Below are 19,735 nucleotides of genomic sequence, written 5' to 3' on the forward strand. Positions count from 1 at the left end.
ACACCTTCCCCTTAACGGAACGCCATCTGCTGCCGATAACCCGATGAGCCCGGTTGTCTCCTGCGTTTTGGCTCGCAATGTGCGTCACGACACAGCCAAACCAAGCGATTGCTGAAATCCCTTGAACGTTGCTGGCTGGTGGCTATCATCTGCGCGCCTCGGGCTTGTGACACGGCGTTTCGTTGTTATGCCATTGGGTTATTTTCTTACTTGCCTGGACATCCTCGATGCTGGCGTACCACCAAAAAAGTTTTCTGATCGTCGATGACTTCTCGGATTTCCGCAGTTCGATCCGGTCCATGCTGCGTGAGCTGGGCGTCAAGGACGTGGACACCGCCGACACCGGTGAAGTGGCGCTGCGCATGTGCTCGCAGAAGCGTTATGACTTCATCTTGCAGGACTATCACCTGGGCGATGGGCGCAAGAATGGCCAGCAGGTGCTGGAAGACCTGATGGTCGAGAAGCTGATCAGCCATGAAAGTGTGTTCCTCATGGTGACCGCCGAAACCAGCCAGGCGATGGTGCTCAGTGCCCTGGAGCATGAGCCGGATGCCTACCTGACCAAGCCGTTCAACCGCTCCGGCCTGGCCCAGCGGCTGGAGCGGCTCGAGCAGCGCAAGACCCTGCTCAAGCCGATCCTGCAAGCCCTCGATCGCGGCAAGCCGATGGAGGTGCTCAATGCCTGCATCGCCTTGTGCAAGCAGGACCCGCGCTACGGGCCGTTGTGCCTGCGTTATCGGGCCGATGCGTTGCGCGACCTGAATCAGAACGAGGCCCTGGAGCGGCTGTACAACTCCATCATCGCAGATCGCCCGTTGCCGTGGGCCTACGCGGGGCTGGGCAAGTTGATGTTCAAGCGCGGCCAGGTGGGGCAGGCCAAGGCCGTTTATGAAAAAGCCCTGAAAGTCTTTCCAATGATGCCGGCGTTGTACGACGGCATGGCCGAAGTGTTGATGGCCGAAGGTGATACCAAGCAGGCGCAGCACGTGCTGGAAGAGGCGGTGCGCCTGTCGCCGCTGGCCGTGCGCCGGCAGTCGTTGTTGGGCAAGTTGGCGATGACCAACGAAGACTACGACACGGCTTCCCGGGCTTATCGCCAGGCGGTCGGGCAGGGCGCGCAGTCGCGCTTCAAGGACCCGGAAAGCAACCTCGGCCTGGCCCACGCGCTGATCAGCAAGGGCAGCGAAAAAGGCCTCGATACTCGCACCCGGCTGGAGATCAACACCACCCTCAGCGCTGTGGCGAAGGAGAACCTCAACGACCCGGGGTTGCAGGTCCGGGCGCGGCTGATGAAGGCCACCAGCCTGTTGCTCAACGATGCCGAAACCGCCGAGAAGCTCACCGAACAGGCCTTGCAGCGCCTCGATGGCATGGAGCAGTTCATGAGCGCCGAGGCCGCGTTGCTGGTGGCCAAGCAGTTGCAAATGCTTGGCCAGACCAGCGCCGGGGAGTCGATGCTCAAGAACTGCGCGGAAATCTACGGTGATGACCCGGCGGTGATGCAAGGCATTGCCAAGCTCACCGACGACCCGAATATCCTCAATCAGGGCAATGCCGCCGCCGAGTTGAACCGCGAAGGCGTGCGGGTCTACAAGACCGGCGCATTGCCGGAGGCGCGGGAGCTGTTCCGCCGTGCGCTGAAGATGCAACCGAAGAACATCAGTATTGCCCTGAACATGGCGCAATCGCTGCTGCATGGCACCGACACCAGCGTGGAGTCGGAGCTGCTGCAGGAGTGCCGCGCCTGCCTGAAACTGGTGGGCATGATGCCCGACTCCGATGCGCGTTTTGCGCGTTATCAAAAACTGCGAAGCAAGGCATTTGGCGATGAATGACAGCGAACAGGCCCTCGATTTTTCCACGGTGATCGCGTCGACCGTGCACGACATGAAAAACTCCCTGACCTTGCTCATGCAGGCACATGGGCAATGGCTCGAACGCCTGCCCGAATCCGAGCGACAGACGTCGGAGCAGGGTGTCATCGAGTTCGAGTTCGCCCACCTCAATGGCCTCATGGTGCAGTTGCTGGGGCTGTACAAGCTCGGCGTCAACCAGTTGCCGTTGCACCCGGCCTACCACGAGCTGGACGATTTCATCGAGGCGCAACTGGCCGGCCATCAGGATGTGTTCCGCAGCCGCGGAATCATGGCCACCTACGATGTCGATCCCCTCAGCCCCTTGGGCTTTTTCGACCGCGAGCTGGTGGCCTCGGTGCTCGACAACTGCATCAACAACGCCATTCGCCATGCGCGCCAGGCGCTGCTGATCAGTGTGAGTGACGAAGCCGGGCAACTGGTGCTGACCATCAATGACGACGGCGAAGGTTATCCGCCAGAGATGATCGAGCGTCAGGCCGAGTATGTGCAAGGTATCAACCACAGCAGCGGCAGCACCGGGCTGGGCCTGTACTTTGCCGCGCGAATCGCCGGGCTGCACCAGCGCGGCGGCGTGAGCGGGCGGACCGAGATTGCCAATGGCGGTGTGTTGGGCGGCGGGGTGTTCCGGCTTTATTTGCCCTGAACAGGCCCTCCTGAGTATCCCTGGCAACACAAATCCCCTGTGGGAGCGAGCTTGCTCGCGATAGCGGTGTATCAGTCAACTCAATATTGGCTGGGCCGACGCTATCGCGAGCAAGCTCGTTCCCACAGTCGTATTGCATAAGATTTTAATTGCCTCCGGGCGCTTGATATTCCGAACAGCCGGAGCCTATTTTGTACGGGTTGCCGTTCGCGGCTCGCACATAACAAGGATTGCGTCATGACGACCGATGGCCAGCGTTCACTCGCGCAGCGACTGACGGGCATTGATGAGATTGAATGTGTCACGCCGGATTTGAATGGCGTGCCGCGGGGCAAGGTGATGACCGCCGAAGGTTTCCTCGAAGGGCGGCGGTTGCAGTTGGCGCGAGGCGTGCTGCTGCAATGCATCATGGGCGGTTATCCGCCGTCGCGTTTCTATGGCAGCGATGACGGCGACCTGGCGCTGGTGGCCGACCCGAAACAGATCCACCGCCTGCCCTGGAGCCAACAGCCTCGTGCCCTGGCGATCTGCGACGCCGACGAACTGACCGGTGAAAGCTCCCGGCTCTCGACGCGCGGCCAGCTCAAGGCCGTTGTCGCGCGTTATGCCGCCCTTGGCCTGGCGCCGGTGGTGGCGACCGAGCTGGAATTCTTCGTGTTCGCCCCCAACCCGGACCCGACCCAGCCGTTCCAGCCGCCGATGGGCCTGGATGGACGTCGCGAAGACGGCCACTCGGCGTTCAGCGTCAGCTCCAATAACGGCCTGCGCCCGTTCTTCAGCGAGGTCTATGCCTGCATGGCGGCGCTGGGCTTGCCGCGCGACACCTTCATGCATGAAATGGGCGTGAGCCAGTTCGAGATCAATCTGCTGCACGGCGACCCGCTGCTGCTGGCCGACCAGACTTTCCTGTTCAAGCACCTGCTCAAGGAAGTGGCCCTCAAGCACGGCCTGACCGTGGTCTGCATGGCCAAGCCCCTGGCCCACACGCCGGGCAGTTCGATGCATATCCACCAGAGCGTCGTCGAGGCGGACAGCGGCCGCAACGTCTTCAGCGACGAAGCAGGCGAGCCGACGGCCGCGTTCCGGCATTTCATCGGTGGGCAACAGGCTTGCCTGGCGGACTTCACCGCGTTGTTCGCGCCGAACGTGAACTCCTACCAGCGGCTGTGCCATCCGTTCGCCTCACCGAACAATGCCTGTTGGTCCCATGACAACCGTTCGGCCGGGCTGCGGATTCCCGCCAGTTCGCCAGTGGCCCGACGGGTCGAGAACCGCTTGCCCGGGGCCGATGCCAACCCCTACCTGGCGATTGCCGCCAGCCTGGCCGCCGGGCTGTACGGGATCGAACAGCGCCTGGAGCCGAGCGCGGCGATCCAGGGCGAATTCGAAGTGCCGGATAATCTGTCGCTGCCATGTACCTTGCATGCCGCCCTGGAGCGTCTGAAGCGTAGTCATCTGGCGAAGGAACTGTTCGGCACGGAGTTCATCGAAGGCTACATCGCTTCCAAGACCCTGGAGCTGACCAGCTTCTTCGATGAAATCACGCCCTGGGAGCGACGTGTCCTGGCGGCCCAGGCATAAAGAACCGCTGCATTCGGGCTATCTTCAACGGATAGCCCTTACTCACCTCAAGGAGCCGCTCGGAACGCCGATGCGCCAAATCTGGAAACCTTTTCGAGCGCTTTATTTCGCCTCGCTGATGATGTTGATCGGCTCGGGCCTCTTGAGTACTTACCTGGCCTTGCGCCTGGCCGCCGACCATGTGGACAGCCTCTGGGTCGGTGCGCTGATGGCCGCCAACTACTTCGGCCTGGTGCTGGGCGGCAAGATCGGCCACCGGCTGATCGCCCGCGTCGGGCACATCCGCGCCTATTCGGCCTGCGCCGGGATCGTCGGGGCAGCGGTGCTGGGCCATGGCCTGGTGGATTGGCTGCCGGCGTGGATCGTGCTGCGGATGATTGTTGGCCTGGGCATGATGTGCCAGTACATGGTCATCGAGAGCTGGCTCAATGAGCAGGCCGATGCCAAGCAGCGTGGGGTGGTGTTCAGCGGCTACATGATCGCCTCGTACCTGGGGCTGGTGCTGGGGCAGTTGATCCTGGTCATGCACCCGGCCCTGGGCTTGGAGCTGCTGATGCTGGTGGCGCTGTGCTTCGCCCTGTGCCTGGTGCCGGTAACGCTGACCCGGCGAATTCACCCGGCGGCGCTGCATCCGGCGCCCATGGAGCCGCGTTTCTTCATCAAGCGTGTGCCGCAGTCGTTGAGCACGGTGTTGGGTTCGGGGCTGATCGTCGGCTCGTTCTACGGTTTGGCACCGCTGTACGCGTCCCAGCAGGGCCTGTCGACCGAGCAGGTCGGTCTGTTCATGGGGAGCTGCATCTTTGCCGGATTGTTGGTGCAGTGGCCGCTGGGCTGGCTCTCTGACCGCTACGACCGGGCGCTGCTGATCCGCTGCTTTGCGCTGGTCCTGACGATTTGTGCGCTGCCGTTGGCGATCCTTCCGGCGGTGCCGCTGGAGGTGCTGTTCGTCGCCGGGTTCTTCTGTTCGTTGGTGCAGTTCTGCCTGTATCCGCTGGCGGTGGCGTTTTCCAACGACCACGTCGAAGCGGATCGAAGGGTGTCCCTGACCGCGATGCTATTGGTGACCTATGGCGTTGGCGCCAGTATCGGGCCGCTGGTGGCGGGGGTGCTGATGAAGATGTTCGGTAGCCAGATGCTCTACGGCTTTTTCGCCTTCTTCGCCCTGGTGCTGGTGTGGCGGATCCGGCCGAAAGCGGTGACCAACCTGCATCAGGTCGATGACGCACCGCTGCATCACGTGGCGATGCCGGACAGCATGTCGAGTTCGCCTCTGGTGGCGTGCCTCGATCCACGGGTGGATGAACAAGTGGTGCAGGAGCAGATGCAGGCACCGGCCAGCCCGGAGATGGAGCCAGAGCCCGCCACTGAGACCGTGGCTGAAGCTGACGCCGAGGCGCCTGAGGCCCCTAGCTTTACCCAGGCCAGGCCTTGAAACGGGCATAAAAAAACGGGCAGTGGCCGCAAGGGACTGCCCGTTTTTTCATGGCTCGACGATCAGAGGTCGTCTTTATCGAAGCGTCGGGCTTCACGCTGGAGCTGGTAGACGAACCGCTCGACCTGCCGTTGCACCAGGCCGCTGATGTTGTGGAAACGTACGCCAGCGAAGGTGGTGTTGAATCTTTCTTCGAAATGCAGGTAACGCAGCTCGACCGGGGCGATCATGTTGCCAAACGGCAGGGCCGCGATGAAGCGCTCGTACACCTGGCCCAATTGCAGGCGTTCGGTGATGTCACCGTCGAAACGCAGCTTGCAACCGGTGGCGGAAATGTCCAGCAGCTTGCCGTCCACGGGGGACTTGAGCTTGTCGCCGCCCAGTTCAACGCTCACCAGTTGGGCCAGTTTCAGGGCGGCGCGGAAGGCGTTGCGACGCTGGTGGTAGACCACTTCGTCGGGCAGGGCGCCGCGATAGCAGCGACCGTCGCTGGATTCATCGATGGTCAGTGGGCCCTTGCCATCCCAGGCGATGCGTACGCCGTCATGGAAACCTTCGACGCGAAACGGCTCGCCGGCCAGCAGGAAACGCTCGCCGTCCCGGGGAATCATTTCATCCAGGGCTATGGAATTGGTCTCGCGATCGACATTGACCAGATAGCTCTGGAAGCGCTGGGTACGTTCATGGAAGGTAATGATCAGCGGGTCGTGGCTATCTTGCAGCATCCGCAGGTTGCCAGAAATTTCCAGGGGCGTGGTGAGGACCTTGGGGGGCTGCGGAGCGTCATCCGCGTTTGAGGCATTGAACACGGTGGGTCAATCTCCAGGCAAAATACGACTACGAATGGCCGGCATTTTGCCAGCATGTATCGCGCGTTGATAGAGCGAAGGCATTGTTCGTTTCATGCCTGGCTGAGCGGGCGGTGCTTGACCATTCTGGCCGTCGAACCGCTTGCGTCGTACAGCGTCGGGATCTCGCCACCGTTGAGAATGCGCAACTGGTTGGCGGTGGCGGCTTGCTGCATCAGGATCGACTGGCCGTTGCGGGCGTTGGTTGCCTGGCATTGGGCGAGCAGGTCGTTGAGCACTTTGCTCTGGGACCGCAGCTGATCGCCGATGGTCGACTGGGCAGCCAACTGCTCAAGGCCGTCATGACTGGCGGGCAGGTTGAGGCTGGCGAGGATCTCGCTGCGCTTGCGGCCATGCTGGTCGAGCAAGATGATCAGTGCCTGTTTCTGCGCCAGGATGGTTTCCAGCAAAGGCATGTCACGACCGTGCAGGGCCACGGATTCGGCCTGCAATAACTCCAGCAATTGTTGCGCTGGAACGAAGTCGTCGATGATCAGTTGCAACAAATGAGTGTCGTGCATGGCTGGCCTTGGGTCTTAGCGTCCAAAAGCCTGGCGCAGGCGGCGGCCTAGCGCTGGGCTTCGAAGTTGAGCAGTTTGCTGGCTACGCGGTTGCTGTCGACTTTGTAGCTGCCATCGGCGATGGCTGCTTTCAACTCGGCCACGCGGGCGTTGTCGACGACAGGTTGATCGCGCAGCTTGTCAGTGAGCTTCTGCAACTGCTGAGCCTCATTGCTGAGGTGTACCGACTCCCCGTTGCTGACCTGTTCGGCTGGCGTGGACACCGGTGCGGATTTGTCGGATTCGACGGTTTCCTTGGCGGCGCTGGTACGCGTAGTGCCTGTCAGCGGTGAAGAGCTGTTTAAACGATTGAAATCGATGACCATGGTAAAAAACCTCTGGGTATTTGGACGCTTGCCATGTTTTCGGCCATCCCCAAAAAAACTTTAGGCTCATTTATTCAATGAACGTGCGCACGTCTGCGCTTGCCTTGGCGTAAGGCACAGTCTAGGGAACACCGGGATCAAGCGCCAGCTTTCTACCTCCTCTATCGGGTCATTACATCGCCACTTCCACTTGGCCTGGAGCCATCACTTGCGCCTTGATGACGCGCTGGGAATTGAGGTTTTTTACCCGTATCTGTTCACGCATGCCGCCGTTGGACAGGGCCTCGCCGGGCATCCGCACGGCCAGTGAGCCGCTGCGGGCGGTGATGACCACCTGGTCGCCCTTGCGGACCACCTCGGCCTGTTCCAGGTGCACCAGCGTCACGACCTGATCGGCGACCATTGGTCGGACAAGTTTCTGCCCGATGGCCTGATCGACAGAGGTCAGGAAGCCCTGGGTGATCTGGCTGATGTCCCGTTCGCGCAACATCACGTCCTGGGACTCGACGATCCCGGCCCGCTTGAGCGGACGCGTGGTGGTGACAATTTCCCGGAACAGGCGCACTTGAGCGGGCACGAACACCGTCCAGGGCGCGGCGCTGTCGCAGCGAACCTTCACCGTGACACGGCCCAGGGGCCGGGCCGGGCTCTCCAGCGAAGCAGTCAATTCCTTGTCACACATGGGCATGCGCAGGCGCGGGTCGAGCTGGTTGACTTCGATTTCGTAACGACCTTCGGTTTGACTGGTTGCCAGGTAGTCTTCTACGGTGAATTCAAGAAAGCCCTGAGTGACGCCGATAAGGAGATCAGGCAAGGTAACCGGAGCCGCCGCAAGGGCAGGACCGCCCGAAATGAACAGGCAGGCAGCCAGCAGTGCACCGAGCCAGTGGCGGCAGTGAGTGGTCAGGCGTCGAGAAAATGTCGTTTGTGCGTTCATGCCGGTTCAATAGCAAGCCCCGTGCCGTTTAGTGATGAATGCGCGTCGGACACATTAGCGTTAGGTAGGAGTCAGGGCATGGCGGGAGTAATGGATTCGGTGAACCAGCGCACTCAGCTGGTCGGTCAGAATCGCCTGGAGCTGTTGTTGTTCCGTCTCGACGGCCAACAAATGTACGGGATCAACGTATTCAAGGTCCGCGAGGTGCTGCAATGCCCCAAGCTGACCCTGATGCCCAAGTCCAGCCCCGTCGTGTGCGGTGTGGCCAATATCCGGGGTGCGACCATCCCGATTCTCGACCTGGCGATGGCGACCGGTTCCGGTCGGTTGCTGGACCAGAGCAATCCGTTCGTGATCATCACCGAGTACAACACCAAGACCCAGGGGTTCCTGGTGCGCTCGGTGGAGCGCATCGTCAACATGAACTGGGAGGAGATCCATCCGCCGCCCAAGGGCACCGGCCGCGATCACTACCTGACGGCTGTGACCCGGGTCGACAACCAGTTGGTGGAAATCATCGACGTGGAGAAGATCCTCGCCGAAGTGGCGCCCACGCCGGAAGCGATTTCTGCGGGTGTGGTGGACGCCGAGACCCAGCACAAGGCGATTTCGCTGCGGGTGCTGACCGTCGATGATTCGTCGGTGGCACGTAAGCAGGTAACCCGTTGCCTGCAAACGGTCGGTGTGGAGGTGGTGGCGTTGAACGATGGGCGGCAGGCGCTGGATTACCTGCGTGCGTTGGTCGACGAGGGCAAGAAGCCCGAAGAGGAATTCCTGATGATGATCTCCGACATCGAGATGCCGGAGATGGACGGGTACACCCTGACCTCGGAAATCCGCAGCGATCCGCGCATGCAAAAGCTGCACATCATCTTGCATACTTCGTTGTCCGGGGTTTTCAACCAGGCGATGGTCAAGAAGGTCGGTGCCGACGATTTCCTGGCGAAATTCCGTCCCGATGACCTGGCGTCCCGGGTGGTCGATCGGATCAAGGCAGCAGAATAAAGTAAAGGTCGGGCGCGTTGTGCGCCCGGCAAGTCAACACGATGAAAGAGGCGGTATCTTGTCTACGGGTAATTTGGATTTCGAACAGTTCCGGGTCTTCCTGGAAAAAGCCTGTGGCATCTTGCTTGGTGAAAACAAGCAATACCTGGTGTCGAGCCGTCTCAATAAATTGATGGAGCAACAGGGCCTCAAGTCATTGGGCGAGCTTGTGCAGCGTATCCAGACCCAACCGCGCAGCGGCTTGCGCGAGATGGTGGTGGACGCCATGACCACCAACGAAACCCTGTGGTTTCGTGACACCTATCCGTTCGAAGTACTGAAGAACAAAGTGCTGCCGGCCGCCATCAAGGCCAGCCCGGGCCAGCGCTTGCGGATCTGGTCGGCGGCCTGTTCGTCGGGGCAGGAACCCTATTCGCTGTCGATGTCCATCGATGAGTTCGAACGCTCCAACCTGGGCCAGTTGAAAGGCGGCGTGCAGATCGTCGCCACCGACCTGTCCGGGACCATGCTCAATAACTGCAAGACTGGCGAGTACGACAGCCTGGCCATCGGCCGTGGTTTGTCGCCGGACCGGCTGCAACGCTACTTCGACCCGAAAGGGCCGGGCAAGTGGGTGGTCAAGGCACCGATCAAGAGCCGGGTGGAGTTTCGCTCGTTCAACCTGCTGGACAGCTACGCCAGCCTGGGCAAGTTCGACATCGTGTTTTGCCGCAACGTGCTGATCTACTTCTCCGCCGAAGTGAAGAAAGACATCCTGCTGCGTATCCATAGCACCCTCAAGCCGGGCGGCTACCTGTTCCTTGGCGCCTCCGAGGCGTTGAACGGGTTGCCGGATCATTACCAGATGGTCCAGTGCAGCCCGGGGATCATCTACCAGGCGAAGTGATTCGCGGGTGTTGTCAAAAAACGGGAGCCCCAAGGGGCTCCTTTTTTTGCCTACCAGCCGGGACCATCTCCTGTGGGAGCGAGCTTGCTCGCGATAGCGGCGGCCCATCCAAAATCCATGTCACTGACAGACCGCTATCGCGAGCAAGCTCGCTCCCACATTTTGACTCGCGTCGCCGGGTGAAAGCGGCAGAAAAGCGGCAGGTAAGCGGAAACCCGTTGCCGCTTTTCTGGCATTGCCGCTTTGCCGGTGCCCGCAAAGCCCCGGTTTATGGGGTTTTTGGAAATGGCACGGCGCTTGCTTTAGCCGTCGTACGTACATTCTGGTCACCCAAAGGTTTCCGACATGAGCATCAGCTTCGATAAAGCGCTCGGTATCCACGAACAGGCCCTGAGCTTCCGCGCCCAGCGTGCCGAAGTCCTGGCCAACAACATCGCCAACGCCGACACCCCGAACTACAAGGCGCGGGACCTGGACTTTTCCAAGGTGCTCGCCGAGCAGAACGACAAGGCCAAGAACGGCCACTTCGCCTTGAACATGACCAACAACCGTCATATCGAAGCCGAAGGCCTGGGCAATGGCGACGAGTCGCTGATGTATCGCACGCCGATGCAACCGTCGATCGACCAGAACACCGTGGACGCTCAACTGGAACAGTCCAACTACGCGGAAAACTCCGTGAACTTCCAGGCCAGCTTCACCCTGCTCAACAGTAAGTTCAAAGGGCTGATATCGGCCCTGCGCGGAGAGTAAGCCATGTCGATTGCTAGCGTATTCAACATTGCCGGCAGTGCCATGAGTGCCCAGACCACTCGCCTGAACACCGTCGCCAGTAACATCGCCAACGCCGAGACCGTTTCGTCGAGCATCGACCAGACCTATCGCGCCCGCCACCCGGTATTCGCCACCATGTTCCAGGGCGGCCAGTCCGGTGGCAGCGACTCGCTGTTCCAGGATCAGGAAGCGGCCGGGCAAGGCGTACAGGTGCTTGGCGTGGTCGAGGACCAGAGCAACCTCGAAGCACGTTATGAGCCAAACCATCCGGCCGCGGACGCCAAGGGTTATGTCTACTACCCGAACGTCAACGTCGTCGAAGAAATGGCCGACATGATTTCCGCCAGTCGTTCGTTCCAGACCAACGCCGAAATGATGAACACCGCCAAAGCCATGATGCAGAAGGTCCTGACCCTCGGTCAGTGATAAGGGGCGAGTCACATGAGCGTTACCAACACTACAAGCGGTTTGAGCCTCAACGAGATTCTGGCCAACTCCTCGGTCAAGACCAACACCACGACCGATGGCCTGGGCGCGGCGACCAGCGCTGCCACCGGCAAGAAGGAGCTGGGCAAGGATGCGTTCCTGCAACTGCTCGTTACCCAGCTGAAAAACCAGAACCCGCTGGAGCCACAGGACAACGGTGAGTTCGTTGCCCAGTTGGCGCAGTTCAGCAGCCTGGAAGGCATCACCACCCTCAACGAGACGGTGAGCGGCATCGCCGGCAACTACAACTCGTCCCAGGCCCTGCAGGCCTCGTCGCTGGTGGGCCGCTCGGTCATTGCCCCAGGTGACAAGGCTGTGGTCGATACCTCCAAGAGCCTCAACGGTACGGTGGTGGTGCCGGCATCGGTGTCCTCCGTCGCCGTCAAGATCGTGGACAAGGACGGCAAGACCGTTCGCACCATCGACCTGGGCAGCCAGAACGCCGGCAACTCGGCCTTCATCTGGGATGGCAAGAACGATGCGGGCACGGTCGTCGAATCGGGCACTTACACCTTCGCTGCGTCGACCACCATCGATGGCAAGGCCACGTCGCTGATCACCAACCTGCCGGCCACGGTCAGCAGCGTGACCATCAGCCAGACGGGCGGCGAGCTGATGCTCAACCTGGCCGGGCTGGGCAGCATTGCCCTGTCCAAAGTACAAACTATTGGTATGTAGAGCCGACTAACCGGCAAAAGGAGTCAACATGTCTTTTAACATCGGCCTTAGCGGTCTCTATGCAGCCAACAAACAGCTGGACGTGACCGGCAACAACATCGCCAACGTGGCGACCACCGGTTTCAAATCGTCTCGCGCGGAATTCGAAGACGTCTACTCGGCCACCAAGCTGGGTTCGGGCAGCAAGACCGTCGGCAACGGCGTGCGCCTGGCCAACGTTTCCCAGCAGTTCGGCCAGGGTGACGTCAACAACACCGGCAACGTGCTGGACATGGGCATCCAGGGCCAGGGCTTCTTTGTCCTGAGCAACGACGGCTCCCTGAGCTACACCCGTGCCGGTACGTTCAAGACCGACAAGGAAGGCTACGTCACCAACAGTGATGGTACGTCACGCCTGCAAGGCTACGGCGTGGACGCCAACGGCAAGATCCTCAACGGTATCCTGACTGACCTGCGCATTGACACCTCTAACCTGCCGCCACAAGCCACCAGCCTGGTTTCGTCGACGATCAACCTGAACTCGACAGCGACAGCGATCACCGCGGCGTTCAATCCGACCGACACGGCCACGTACACCAAGCAGTTCACTACCCCGATCTACGACACCCAGGGCAACCAGCATTCCATGGACCAGTACATGGTCAAGACTGCCGGCAACAGCTGGAATGTCTACACCTTGATCGATGGCCGTAACCTGAACGGCAGCTTGCCGACCACGACCGGTGCGACTGCGCCGATCCCTTCGACCATGAACTTCGATTCGAACGGCAAGTTGACCACGGTCACCACTCCGCCAGCGACGGTCAATAGTGATCTGGTACTGACCGGTTGGGTTCCCGGCACCGTGACCAACGGCGTATGGGCCGCCAACGGCGCCGCGAGTGCACCAACCATCACGATTTCCATGGGCAATACCTCCCAATTCAACGCCGACACCGCACGGTCGATCCCGACCCAGAACGGTTACGCCACCGGCCAGATCACCAACCTGACCATCGATGGCAGCGGTGTGATGCTGGCCAACTTCAGCAACAACCAGACCAAGCCGATCGGCCAGATCGCGCTCGCCAGCTTCACCAACGAGCAAGGCCTGCAGCCAGTGGGCGGCACCAGTTGGAAAGAAACCTTCGCCTCGGGTATCCCGGGCTACGACGCTCCCACCACTGGCACCCTGGGTTCGATCGTCTCCAACTCCCTGGAAGAGTCCAACGTCAACCTGACCAACGAACTGGTCGAGCTGATCAAGGCCCAGAGCAACTACCAGGCGAACGCCAAGACCATCTCCACCCAGAGCACCATCATGCAGACCATCATTCAGATGGCTTGATATCGAGGGTTGCTTGAAGGCTGCACAAGGAGCCCCTCGCAAGAGGGGCTTTTTTGTGGGCGCAGGTTTTGTTGTGCCTGGTCCGGCCTCATCGCGAGCAAGCTCGCTCCCACAGTGGCCTGTACATGCGGCTCAAAGGTGGGAGTGAGCTTGCTCGCGATGGGGCCAGGCCAGGCGCCACTTTCCTCCACACAAAAGAAAACCCCCGATAAACCAGCGGTCTATCGGGGGCTTCTTTCAGCGGGCGCCTTTACGCGCCCACCCGCTCAGCTTATTGGCAAGCTTCGCAATCCGGCTCGTCGATCGCACAGGCCTTTGGCACTGGCGCAGGTCCTGCTGGCGCTGCCAGGACCGAATCGTCACCGTGGTTGCCGCCGCTGGAAACCGCGTTCAGCTTGCCGGTGTTGATGGTCGACTTCTCGGTGCTGGTGGCGGCCAGGGCACGGAGGTAGTAAGTGGTTTTCAGGCCACGGTACCAAGCCATGCGGTAGGTCACGTCCAGCTTCTTGCCCGAAGCGCCGGCGATGTACAGGTTCAGCGACTGAGCCTGGTCGATCCACTTCTGGCGACGGCTGGCGGCGTCGACGATCCACTTGGTGTCCACTTCGAACGCGGTAGCGTAGAGCGCTTTGAGCTCTTGCGGGATGCGCTCGATCTGCTGCACCGAACCGTCGTAGTACTTCAGGTCGTTGATCATGACCGAGTCCCACAGGCCGCGAGCCTTGAGGTCGCGAACCAGGTACGGGTTGATCACGGTGAATTCGCCCGACAGGTTCGATTTCACATACAGGTTCTGGTAGGTCGGTTCGATCGACTGCGACACGCCGGTGATGTTGGCGATGGTGGCGGTCGGTGCGATGGCCATGATGTTGGAGTTACGGATGCCTTTCTGCACACGGGCGCGAACCGGTGCCCAGTCCAGGGATTCGTTCAGGTCGACGTCGATGTACTTCTGGCCGCGCTGGGCGATCAGGATCTGTTGCGAGTCCAGCGGCAGGATGCCCTGGGACCACAGCGAACCCTGGAACGTCTCGTAGGCGCCACGCTCGTCGGCCAGGTCGCAGGAAGCCTGGATCGCGTAGTAGCTGACCGCTTCCATGGACTTGTCGGCGAACTCGACCGCGGCATCGGAACCGTACGGGATGTGCTGCAGGTACAGCGCGTCCTGGAAGCCCATGATGCCCAGGCCGACCGGACGGTGCTTGAAGTTGGAGTTCTTCGCTTGCGGCACCGAGTAGTAGTTGATGTCGATCACGTTGTCGAGCATGCGCACGGCGGTGTTCACGGTGCGTTGCAGCTTGGCGGTGTCCAGCTTGCCGTCGACGATGTGGTTCGGCAGGTTGATCGAGCCCAGGTTGCAGACCGCGATCTCGTCCTTGTTGGTGTTCAAGGTGATCTCGGTGCACAGGTTCGAGCTGTGGACCACGCCCACGTGCTGCTGCGGGCTGCGCAGGTTGCACGGGTCCTTGAAGGTCAGCCATGGGTGGCCGGTTTCGAACAGCATCGACAACATTTTGCGCCACAGGTCTTTGGCCTGGACGACTTTGAACAGCTTGATCTTGTTGTACTCGGTCAGGGCTTCGTAGTACTCGTAGCGCTCTTCGAAGGCCTTGCCGGTCAGGTCGTGCAGGTCCGGCACTTCGGATGGCGAGAACAGGGTCCACTTGCCGTCATCGAAGACACGCTTCATGAACAGGTCGGGGATCCAGTTGGCGGTGTTCATGTCGTGGGTACGACGACGGTCATCACCGGTGTTCTTGCGCAGCTCGATGAACTCTTCGATGTCCATGTGCCAGGTTTCCAGGTAGGCACAGACCGCGCCCTTGCGCTTGCCGCCCTGGTTGACCGCAACGGCGGTGTCGTTGACCACTTTGAGGAACGGCACGACGCCTTGGGATTTGCCGTTGGTGCCCTTGATGTACGAGCCCAATGCGCGAACCGGGGTCCAGTCGTTGCCCAGGCCACCGGCGAATTTCGACAGCATGGCGTTGTCGTGGATGGCGCCGTAGATACCCGACAGGTCGTCCGGAACGGTGGTCAGGTAGCAGCTCGACAGCTGTGGACGCAGGGTGCCGGCGTTGAACAGGGTCGGGGTCGACGCCATGTAGTCGAAGGACGACAACAGGTTGTAGAACTCGATCGCACGGTCTTCGCGCTGCTTCTCTTCGATTGCCAGGCCCATGGCCACGCGCATGAAGAAGATCTGCGGCAGTTCGAAACGGATACCGTCCTTGTGGATGAAGTAACGGTCGTACAGGGTTTGCAGGCCCAGGTAGGTGAACTGCTGGTCACGCTCGTGGTTGATCGCCTTGCCGAGTTTTTCCAGGTCGAATTCGGCCAGGACCGGGTTCAGCAATTCGAACTCGATACCCTTGGCGACATAAGCGGGCAGCGCCTTGGCGTACAGGTCGACCATTTCGTGGTGGGTCGCGCTCTCGGCGACTTCCAGGAAGCTCAGGCCTTCGGCACGCAGGGTGTCCATCAGCAGGCGGGCGGTCACGAAGGAGTAGTTCGGCTCGCGTTCCACCAGGGTCCGTGCGGTCATCACCAGCGCGGTGTTGACGTCCTTGAGGGCGACGCCGTCATAGAGGTTCTTCAGGGTTTCGCGCTGGATCAGGTCGCCATCGACTTCTTCCAGGCCTTCGCAGGCCTCGGTGACGATGGTGTTCAGGCGGCCCATGTCCAGCGGCGCCAGGCTGCCGTCGGCGCGTGCGATGCGGATCGAAGGGTGGGCCTGGACCGGAGCGTCGGCCGGGGAGCGGGTAGCACGTTCCTTGGCGCGGGAGTCACGGTAGATCACGTAGTCGCGGGCCACTTTCTGCTCGCCGGCACGCATCAGGGCCAGTTCGACCTGGTCCTGGATTTCTTCGATGTGGATGGTGCCGCCCGACGGCATGCGACGCTTGAAGGTCGCGGTGACCTGTTCGGTCAGGCGGGCCACGGTGTCGTGGATTCGCGACGAAGCGGCAGCGGTGCCGCCTTCAACTGCGAGAAACGCTTTGGTGATGGCGACGGTGATCTTGTCATCGGTGTAAGGAACGACAGTGCCGTTACGCTTGATCACACGCAGTTGGCCCGGCGCGGTGGCGGACAGATCCGGGCTCGAATCGGCGGCCAGCGGCGCGGTGCCCTGCGGGTTCTCGCGAGTTGTGTCGGTGTGCATGGGTGTCTCCACGTTCTCTATGTTTGTTTGGGCACCATCACGGTGCCCACCGTTCCGTCCTGAAGCACTACAACCGACTGGCGCCGGGCATAACAACTTCGGGACAGTAGGAAGCAGGCGTTTAATGCCGCTTCCATCCGAAGTTCTCAGGTTGCGAGCGAGGCTCGAAACCGGGTTGTCGGGGTGGCAGCAATTGACTGCAACACCCGTACCGTTTCGGTCGTTTTCGACCTTGAAACAGCTGCCATCCGCAGGGGCGGTCTGGGCTTGGGGAAATGCGATGTTTCAGTTGGACAGAAGCAAGAAAAGCGCTTGAATTCTCTGCCCGACTTGTGTTTGGTTTTTGGCCTGAAACCCTACATGTAGGGTTTTTTACGCGGCGGGCTACAAGATAATGCGTTTTTGGGGGGTATGCAACGTACTACCTGTGGATAAGCCTGTGCGTAATTTGTGTGCGAAACGTGGAACTGCTCTGTAGGCCGCGACCTAGCTGGAGTGGACCTTTTTTCACCGGTTTCGACGATCCGAAAACAGCCTGAAGATTTTTGCGGGCGCGGACGTTACCACATAAAACCTGCTTCGACCGAACGCATTTGTCCGCTTGTTTTCTGTGCAGGCGGCGTTTATACAATCGGCCTGTGCGTGGGTGTGTTTATCCTCCTTTAACATGACAAAAAGACGGGGGAGGCGCAGGACCCAACCTGTGGGAGCGAGCTTGCTCGCGATAGGGTCGGAGCAGCAGCATGGAGGCTGACAGACACACCGCCTTCGCGAGCAAGCTCGCTCCCACAGGGTTCGTGCCTTGTCAGTGAGATTGGCGACACGCCTCTCCTTATTTAGCTAATCAGCCAAAAGGTCCCCCAGTGGAACAAGAAGCCTGGCAGGTATTGATCGTCGAGGATGACCAGCGTCTGGCCGAGCTGACCCGGGAATACCTCGAAAGCAACGGGTTGCGTGTCGCCATCGAAGGCGACGGTGCGGTGGCGGCGGCGCGGATCATTGCCGAGCAGCCGGACCTGGTGGTCCTCGACCTGATGCTGCCCGGCGAAGACGGCCTGAGCATCTGCCGCAAGGTGCGCGAGCACTATGACGGGCCGATCCTGATGCTCACCGCCCGCACCGACGACACCGATCAGATCCAGGGCCTGGACCTGGGCGCTGATGATTACGTCTGCAAGCCGGTTCGCCCGCGTTTGCTATTGGCGCGGATCCAGGCCCTGCTGCGACGCAGCGAGCCGGAGCCGAGCGTGGCGCAGAAGCAGCGGCGCCTGCAATTCGGCCCGCTGGTGGTCGACGACGCCCTGCGCGAAGCCTGGTTGCAGGGCAACGGTATCGAGCTGACCAGCGCCGAATTCGACCTGCTGTGGCTGCTGGTATCCAATGCCGGGCGCATCCTGTCCCGGGAAGAAATCTTCACCGCCCTGCGCGGCATCGGCTATGACGGCCAGGACCGCTCCATCGATGTGCGTATTTCGCGCATCCGGCCCAAGATCGGCGACGACCCGGACCATCCCCGGCTGATCAAGACCATCCGCAGCAAAGGCTACCTGTTCGTTCCCGAAGCTTGCGCAGACTTGGCGCCGTGAATTCGATCTTCCTGCGTATTTATGGCGGCATGTGCGCGGCGCTGGTGCTGGTGGCGGTCCTCGGCGTGCTGGCCCTGCACTTGCTCAACCAGACCCGCAGCGAGCAATACCGCGAACGCCTGGCCCACGGCACGTTCTCGTTGATGGCCGACAACCTGCGGCCGATGGACGACACCGAGCGCCGGCGGGCATTAGCCGTGTGGGAGCGTCTGCTGGGCATTCCCCTGGCCTTGCAGACGTTCTCCCAGACCGACCTGGACCTCGGCCAGCGCACTCGCGTGTTGCGCGGCCAGGCGTTGGTCGAGCAGACCGGGCCCCATGCGGCAAAAGTCTATCGGCTGGTCAATGACACCGAGCAATTGATGTTGGTCGGGGAAGTCCAGCAGATCAGCGAGCAACTGGCCCGCGCGACCATTTACCTGTTGGCCGACGAACTGGTGCGTTACCCCGTGGCCGAGCAACCCAAGCGGCTGGCGCAACTGGAGCAGGAAAAAGGGTTTGGTTTCGACCTGCGACTGATGACCGCCGAGCAGGCCGACATGGACGAAGACCAGCGCCGTCGCGTGTCCGAGGGCGATACGGTGATGGCGCTGGGCAAGGGTGGCGATTCGATCCGGGTCTTCGCCGGCATGGTTGGCACACCGTGGGTCCTGGAGATCGGCCCGCTGTACCAGATGAACCCTTACCCGCCGCAATGGCTGGTGCTGATCGCGGCGCTGGGGTTGAGCCTGATCGGGTTGATCGTCTATCTGTTGGTGCGTCAGCTGGAGCGGCGCTTGCGTGGCCTGGAGTCGGCCGCCACCCAGATCGCCCAGGGCAGCCTGGAAACCCGGGTGCCGGCCCGAGGCGCCGACTCGGTCGGGCGATTGGCGGCGGCGTTCAATGGCATGGCCGAGCACTTGCAGCAACTGTTGGCGATCCAGCGCGAGCTGGTGCGGGCGGTGTCCCACGAATTGCGCACCCCGGTGGCGCGCCTGCGGTTTGGCCTGGAAATGCTCGGCAGCGCCACCACACCCCAGGCCCGGGATAAATACCTGGCGGGCATGGACCACGACATCGAAGACCTGGATCGGCTGGTGGACGAAATGCTCACCTACGCGAGGCTGGAGCAGGGTTCGCCGGCGTTGAATTTTCAGCGGGTGGATCTGGATGCGCTGGTTAATCAGGTGATCGATGAGCTGGGGCCGTTGCGGGCCGGGATCACGGTCGAGCGCGGTCTATGCCTGTCGGCCGCCGATTGCGACGGCGCCTGGGTCGAGGCCGAGCCACGCTTTCTGCATCGGGCCTTGCAGAATCTGGTGGGCAATGCCATGCGCCACGCCCATTCCAAAGTCACCGTCAGCTACCAGGTGGGCCAGTTGCGCTGTCGGGTGGACGTGGAAGATGACGGGCCTGGCGTGCCGGAAGCGGCGTGGGAGCGGATTTTCAAACCCTTCCTGCGCCTGGACGACAGCCGCGCCCGCGCTTCAGGCGGTCATGGGCTGGGGCTGTCGATCGTGCGGCGGATCATCCATTGGCATGACGGTCGGGCGTTGATCGGCAAGAGCAAAAGCCTGGGTGGGGCGTGCTTCAGCTTGAGTTGGCCCAGGCATCAGGACAGGTCTTGAGAGATGGTGCTTGTGCCGA

The 19,735-nt window shown here is 61.2% G+C and carries 17 protein-coding genes; 12 read left to right on the forward strand and 5 right to left on the reverse strand.

The window, feature by feature from the left end:
- Positions 1–227 precede the first annotated feature (227 nt).
- The 4 genes from J4E53_RS23105 to J4E53_RS23120 all read left to right on the forward strand — a co-directional run bounded on the left by J4E53_RS23105 (position 228) and on the right by J4E53_RS23120 (position 5,533).
- Positions 228–1,835, forward strand: a complete 1,608-nt coding sequence (locus J4E53_RS23105) for a tetratricopeptide repeat-containing response regulator (RefSeq protein ID WP_060741028.1) — start codon at positions 228–230, stop codon at positions 1,833–1,835.
- On the forward strand, positions 1,828–2,520 hold the full coding sequence (locus tag J4E53_RS23110) for a sensor histidine kinase KdpD (protein ID WP_060741029.1): 693 nt from the start codon (positions 1,828–1,830) through the stop codon (positions 2,518–2,520). The genes J4E53_RS23105 and J4E53_RS23110 overlap by 8 nt, the downstream gene beginning before the upstream one ends.
- A gap of 339 nt (positions 2,521–2,859) precedes the next feature.
- On the forward strand, positions 2,860–4,101 hold the full coding sequence (locus tag J4E53_RS23115) for a glutamine synthetase family protein (protein WP_170842326.1): 1,242 nt from the start codon (positions 2,860–2,862) through the stop codon (positions 4,099–4,101).
- A 70-nt stretch (positions 4,102–4,171) separates the two neighbouring features.
- The gene (locus J4E53_RS23120; protein ID WP_060741031.1) at positions 4,172–5,533 is read left to right on the forward strand and encodes an MFS transporter; all 1,362 of its coding nucleotides are present in this window, start codon (positions 4,172–4,174) and stop codon (positions 5,531–5,533) included.
- A gap of 62 nt (positions 5,534–5,595) precedes the next feature.
- Here J4E53_RS23120 and J4E53_RS23125 read toward each other — a convergent pair whose 3' ends face one another.
- The 4 genes from J4E53_RS23125 to flgA form a co-directional block, all read right to left on the reverse strand.
- The gene (locus tag J4E53_RS23125; protein WP_060741032.1) at positions 5,596–6,342 is read right to left on the reverse strand and encodes a flagellar brake protein; all 747 of its coding nucleotides are present in this window, start codon (positions 6,340–6,342) and stop codon (positions 5,596–5,598) included.
- Between the two features lie 92 nt (positions 6,343–6,434).
- Entirely contained in the window at positions 6,435–6,902 is a 468-nt protein-coding gene (locus J4E53_RS23130) for a flagella synthesis protein FlgN (RefSeq protein ID WP_060741033.1), read from the reverse strand.
- A gap of 47 nt (positions 6,903–6,949) precedes the next feature.
- The gene (gene flgM / locus J4E53_RS23135; protein WP_060741034.1) at positions 6,950–7,267 is read right to left on the reverse strand and encodes a flagellar biosynthesis anti-sigma factor FlgM; all 318 of its coding nucleotides are present in this window, start codon (positions 7,265–7,267) and stop codon (positions 6,950–6,952) included.
- Between the two features lie 172 nt (positions 7,268–7,439).
- Positions 7,440–8,204: a flagellar basal body P-ring formation chaperone FlgA gene (gene flgA / locus J4E53_RS23140; protein ID WP_103310339.1), complete on the reverse strand. Its 765-nt coding sequence runs from the start codon at positions 8,202–8,204 to the stop codon at positions 7,440–7,442.
- Positions 8,205–8,282: 78 nt separating this feature from the next.
- Between flgA and J4E53_RS23145 the strand changes: the two genes are divergently transcribed.
- From J4E53_RS23145 to flgE, 6 genes are all read left to right on the forward strand, one after another.
- On the forward strand, positions 8,283–9,209 hold the full coding sequence (locus J4E53_RS23145) for a chemotaxis protein CheV (RefSeq protein WP_060741036.1): 927 nt from the start codon (positions 8,283–8,285) through the stop codon (positions 9,207–9,209).
- 58 nt (positions 9,210–9,267) lie between these two features.
- Positions 9,268–10,095, forward strand: coding sequence for a protein-glutamate O-methyltransferase CheR (gene cheR, locus J4E53_RS23150; protein WP_003204735.1), 828 nt, complete (start codon positions 9,268–9,270; stop codon positions 10,093–10,095).
- 345 nt (positions 10,096–10,440) lie between these two features.
- The gene (gene flgB / locus J4E53_RS23155) at positions 10,441–10,848 is read left to right on the forward strand and encodes a flagellar basal body rod protein FlgB (RefSeq protein ID WP_060741037.1); all 408 of its coding nucleotides are present in this window, start codon (positions 10,441–10,443) and stop codon (positions 10,846–10,848) included.
- Between the two features lie 3 nt (positions 10,849–10,851).
- Positions 10,852–11,295 carry a flagellar basal body rod protein FlgC gene (flgC, locus tag J4E53_RS23160; RefSeq protein WP_060741038.1) on the forward strand — a complete coding sequence of 148 codons (444 nt, stop codon included), beginning with the start codon at positions 10,852–10,854 and terminating at the stop codon, positions 11,293–11,295.
- 15 nt (positions 11,296–11,310) lie between these two features.
- Complete coding sequence (gene flgD, locus J4E53_RS23165; RefSeq protein ID WP_060741039.1) at positions 11,311–12,033, forward strand: flagellar hook assembly protein FlgD; 723 nt, start codon at positions 11,311–11,313, stop codon at positions 12,031–12,033.
- A gap of 28 nt (positions 12,034–12,061) precedes the next feature.
- Positions 12,062–13,360, forward strand: a complete 1,299-nt coding sequence (flgE, locus tag J4E53_RS23170; protein ID WP_103310338.1) for a flagellar hook protein FlgE — start codon at positions 12,062–12,064, stop codon at positions 13,358–13,360.
- Between the two features lie 271 nt (positions 13,361–13,631).
- Here the strand turns inward: flgE and J4E53_RS23175 are convergent, their stop codons facing one another.
- Positions 13,632–16,523: a ribonucleoside-diphosphate reductase subunit alpha gene (locus J4E53_RS23175; protein WP_060741041.1), complete on the reverse strand. Its 2,892-nt coding sequence runs from the start codon at positions 16,521–16,523 to the stop codon at positions 13,632–13,634.
- A gap of 863 nt (positions 16,524–17,386) precedes the next feature.
- On the opposite strand from J4E53_RS23175, the gene J4E53_RS23180 reads away from it, so the two are divergent.
- On the forward strand, positions 17,387–18,109 hold the full coding sequence (locus J4E53_RS23180; protein WP_060741042.1) for a response regulator transcription factor: 723 nt from the start codon (positions 17,387–17,389) through the stop codon (positions 18,107–18,109).
- On the forward strand, positions 18,106–19,716 hold the full coding sequence (locus J4E53_RS23185) for an ATP-binding protein (RefSeq protein ID WP_103310336.1): 1,611 nt from the start codon (positions 18,106–18,108) through the stop codon (positions 19,714–19,716). The genes J4E53_RS23180 and J4E53_RS23185 overlap by 4 nt, the downstream gene beginning before the upstream one ends.
- The last annotated feature ends 19 nt before the right edge of the window (positions 19,717–19,735 follow it).

Origin of the sequence: Pseudomonas sp. FW305-28 (genome assembly GCF_017351395.1) — a bacterium.
In the GTDB taxonomy this organism is placed as follows: Bacteria; Pseudomonadota; Gammaproteobacteria; order Pseudomonadales; family Pseudomonadaceae; genus Aquipseudomonas; species Aquipseudomonas fluorescens_AA.

What these genes read in the sequence shown, in the direction of transcription:
- J4E53_RS23175 (WP_060741041.1), bottom strand. Translation starts at nt 16,523, where the DNA reads ATGCACACCGACACAACTCGCGAGAACCCGCAGGGCACCGCGCCGCTG.
- flgA (WP_103310339.1), bottom strand. Translation starts at nt 8,204, where the DNA reads ATGAACGCACAAACGACATTTTCTCGACGCCTGACCACTCACTGCCGC.
- J4E53_RS23110 (WP_060741029.1), top strand. Translation starts at nt 1,828, where the DNA reads ATGAATGACAGCGAACAGGCCCTCGATTTTTCCACGGTGATCGCGTCG.
- J4E53_RS23115 (WP_170842326.1), top strand. Translation starts at nt 2,860, where the DNA reads ATGACCGCCGAAGGTTTCCTCGAAGGGCGGCGGTTGCAGTTGGCGCGA.
- flgM (WP_060741034.1), bottom strand. Translation starts at nt 7,267, where the DNA reads ATGGTCATCGATTTCAATCGTTTAAACAGCTCTTCACCGCTGACAGGC.
- flgE (WP_103310338.1), top strand. Translation starts at nt 12,062, where the DNA reads ATGTCTTTTAACATCGGCCTTAGCGGTCTCTATGCAGCCAACAAACAG.
- flgD (WP_060741039.1), top strand. Translation starts at nt 11,311, where the DNA reads ATGAGCGTTACCAACACTACAAGCGGTTTGAGCCTCAACGAGATTCTG.
- J4E53_RS23130 (WP_060741033.1), bottom strand. Translation starts at nt 6,902, where the DNA reads ATGCACGACACTCATTTGTTGCAACTGATCATCGACGACTTCGTTCCA.
- flgC (WP_060741038.1), top strand. Translation starts at nt 10,852, where the DNA reads ATGTCGATTGCTAGCGTATTCAACATTGCCGGCAGTGCCATGAGTGCC.
- flgB (WP_060741037.1), top strand. Translation starts at nt 10,441, where the DNA reads ATGAGCATCAGCTTCGATAAAGCGCTCGGTATCCACGAACAGGCCCTG.
- J4E53_RS23145 (WP_060741036.1), top strand. Translation starts at nt 8,283, where the DNA reads ATGGCGGGAGTAATGGATTCGGTGAACCAGCGCACTCAGCTGGTCGGT.
- J4E53_RS23120 (WP_060741031.1), top strand. Translation starts at nt 4,172, where the DNA reads ATGCGCCAAATCTGGAAACCTTTTCGAGCGCTTTATTTCGCCTCGCTG.
- J4E53_RS23105 (WP_060741028.1), top strand. Translation starts at nt 228, where the DNA reads ATGCTGGCGTACCACCAAAAAAGTTTTCTGATCGTCGATGACTTCTCG.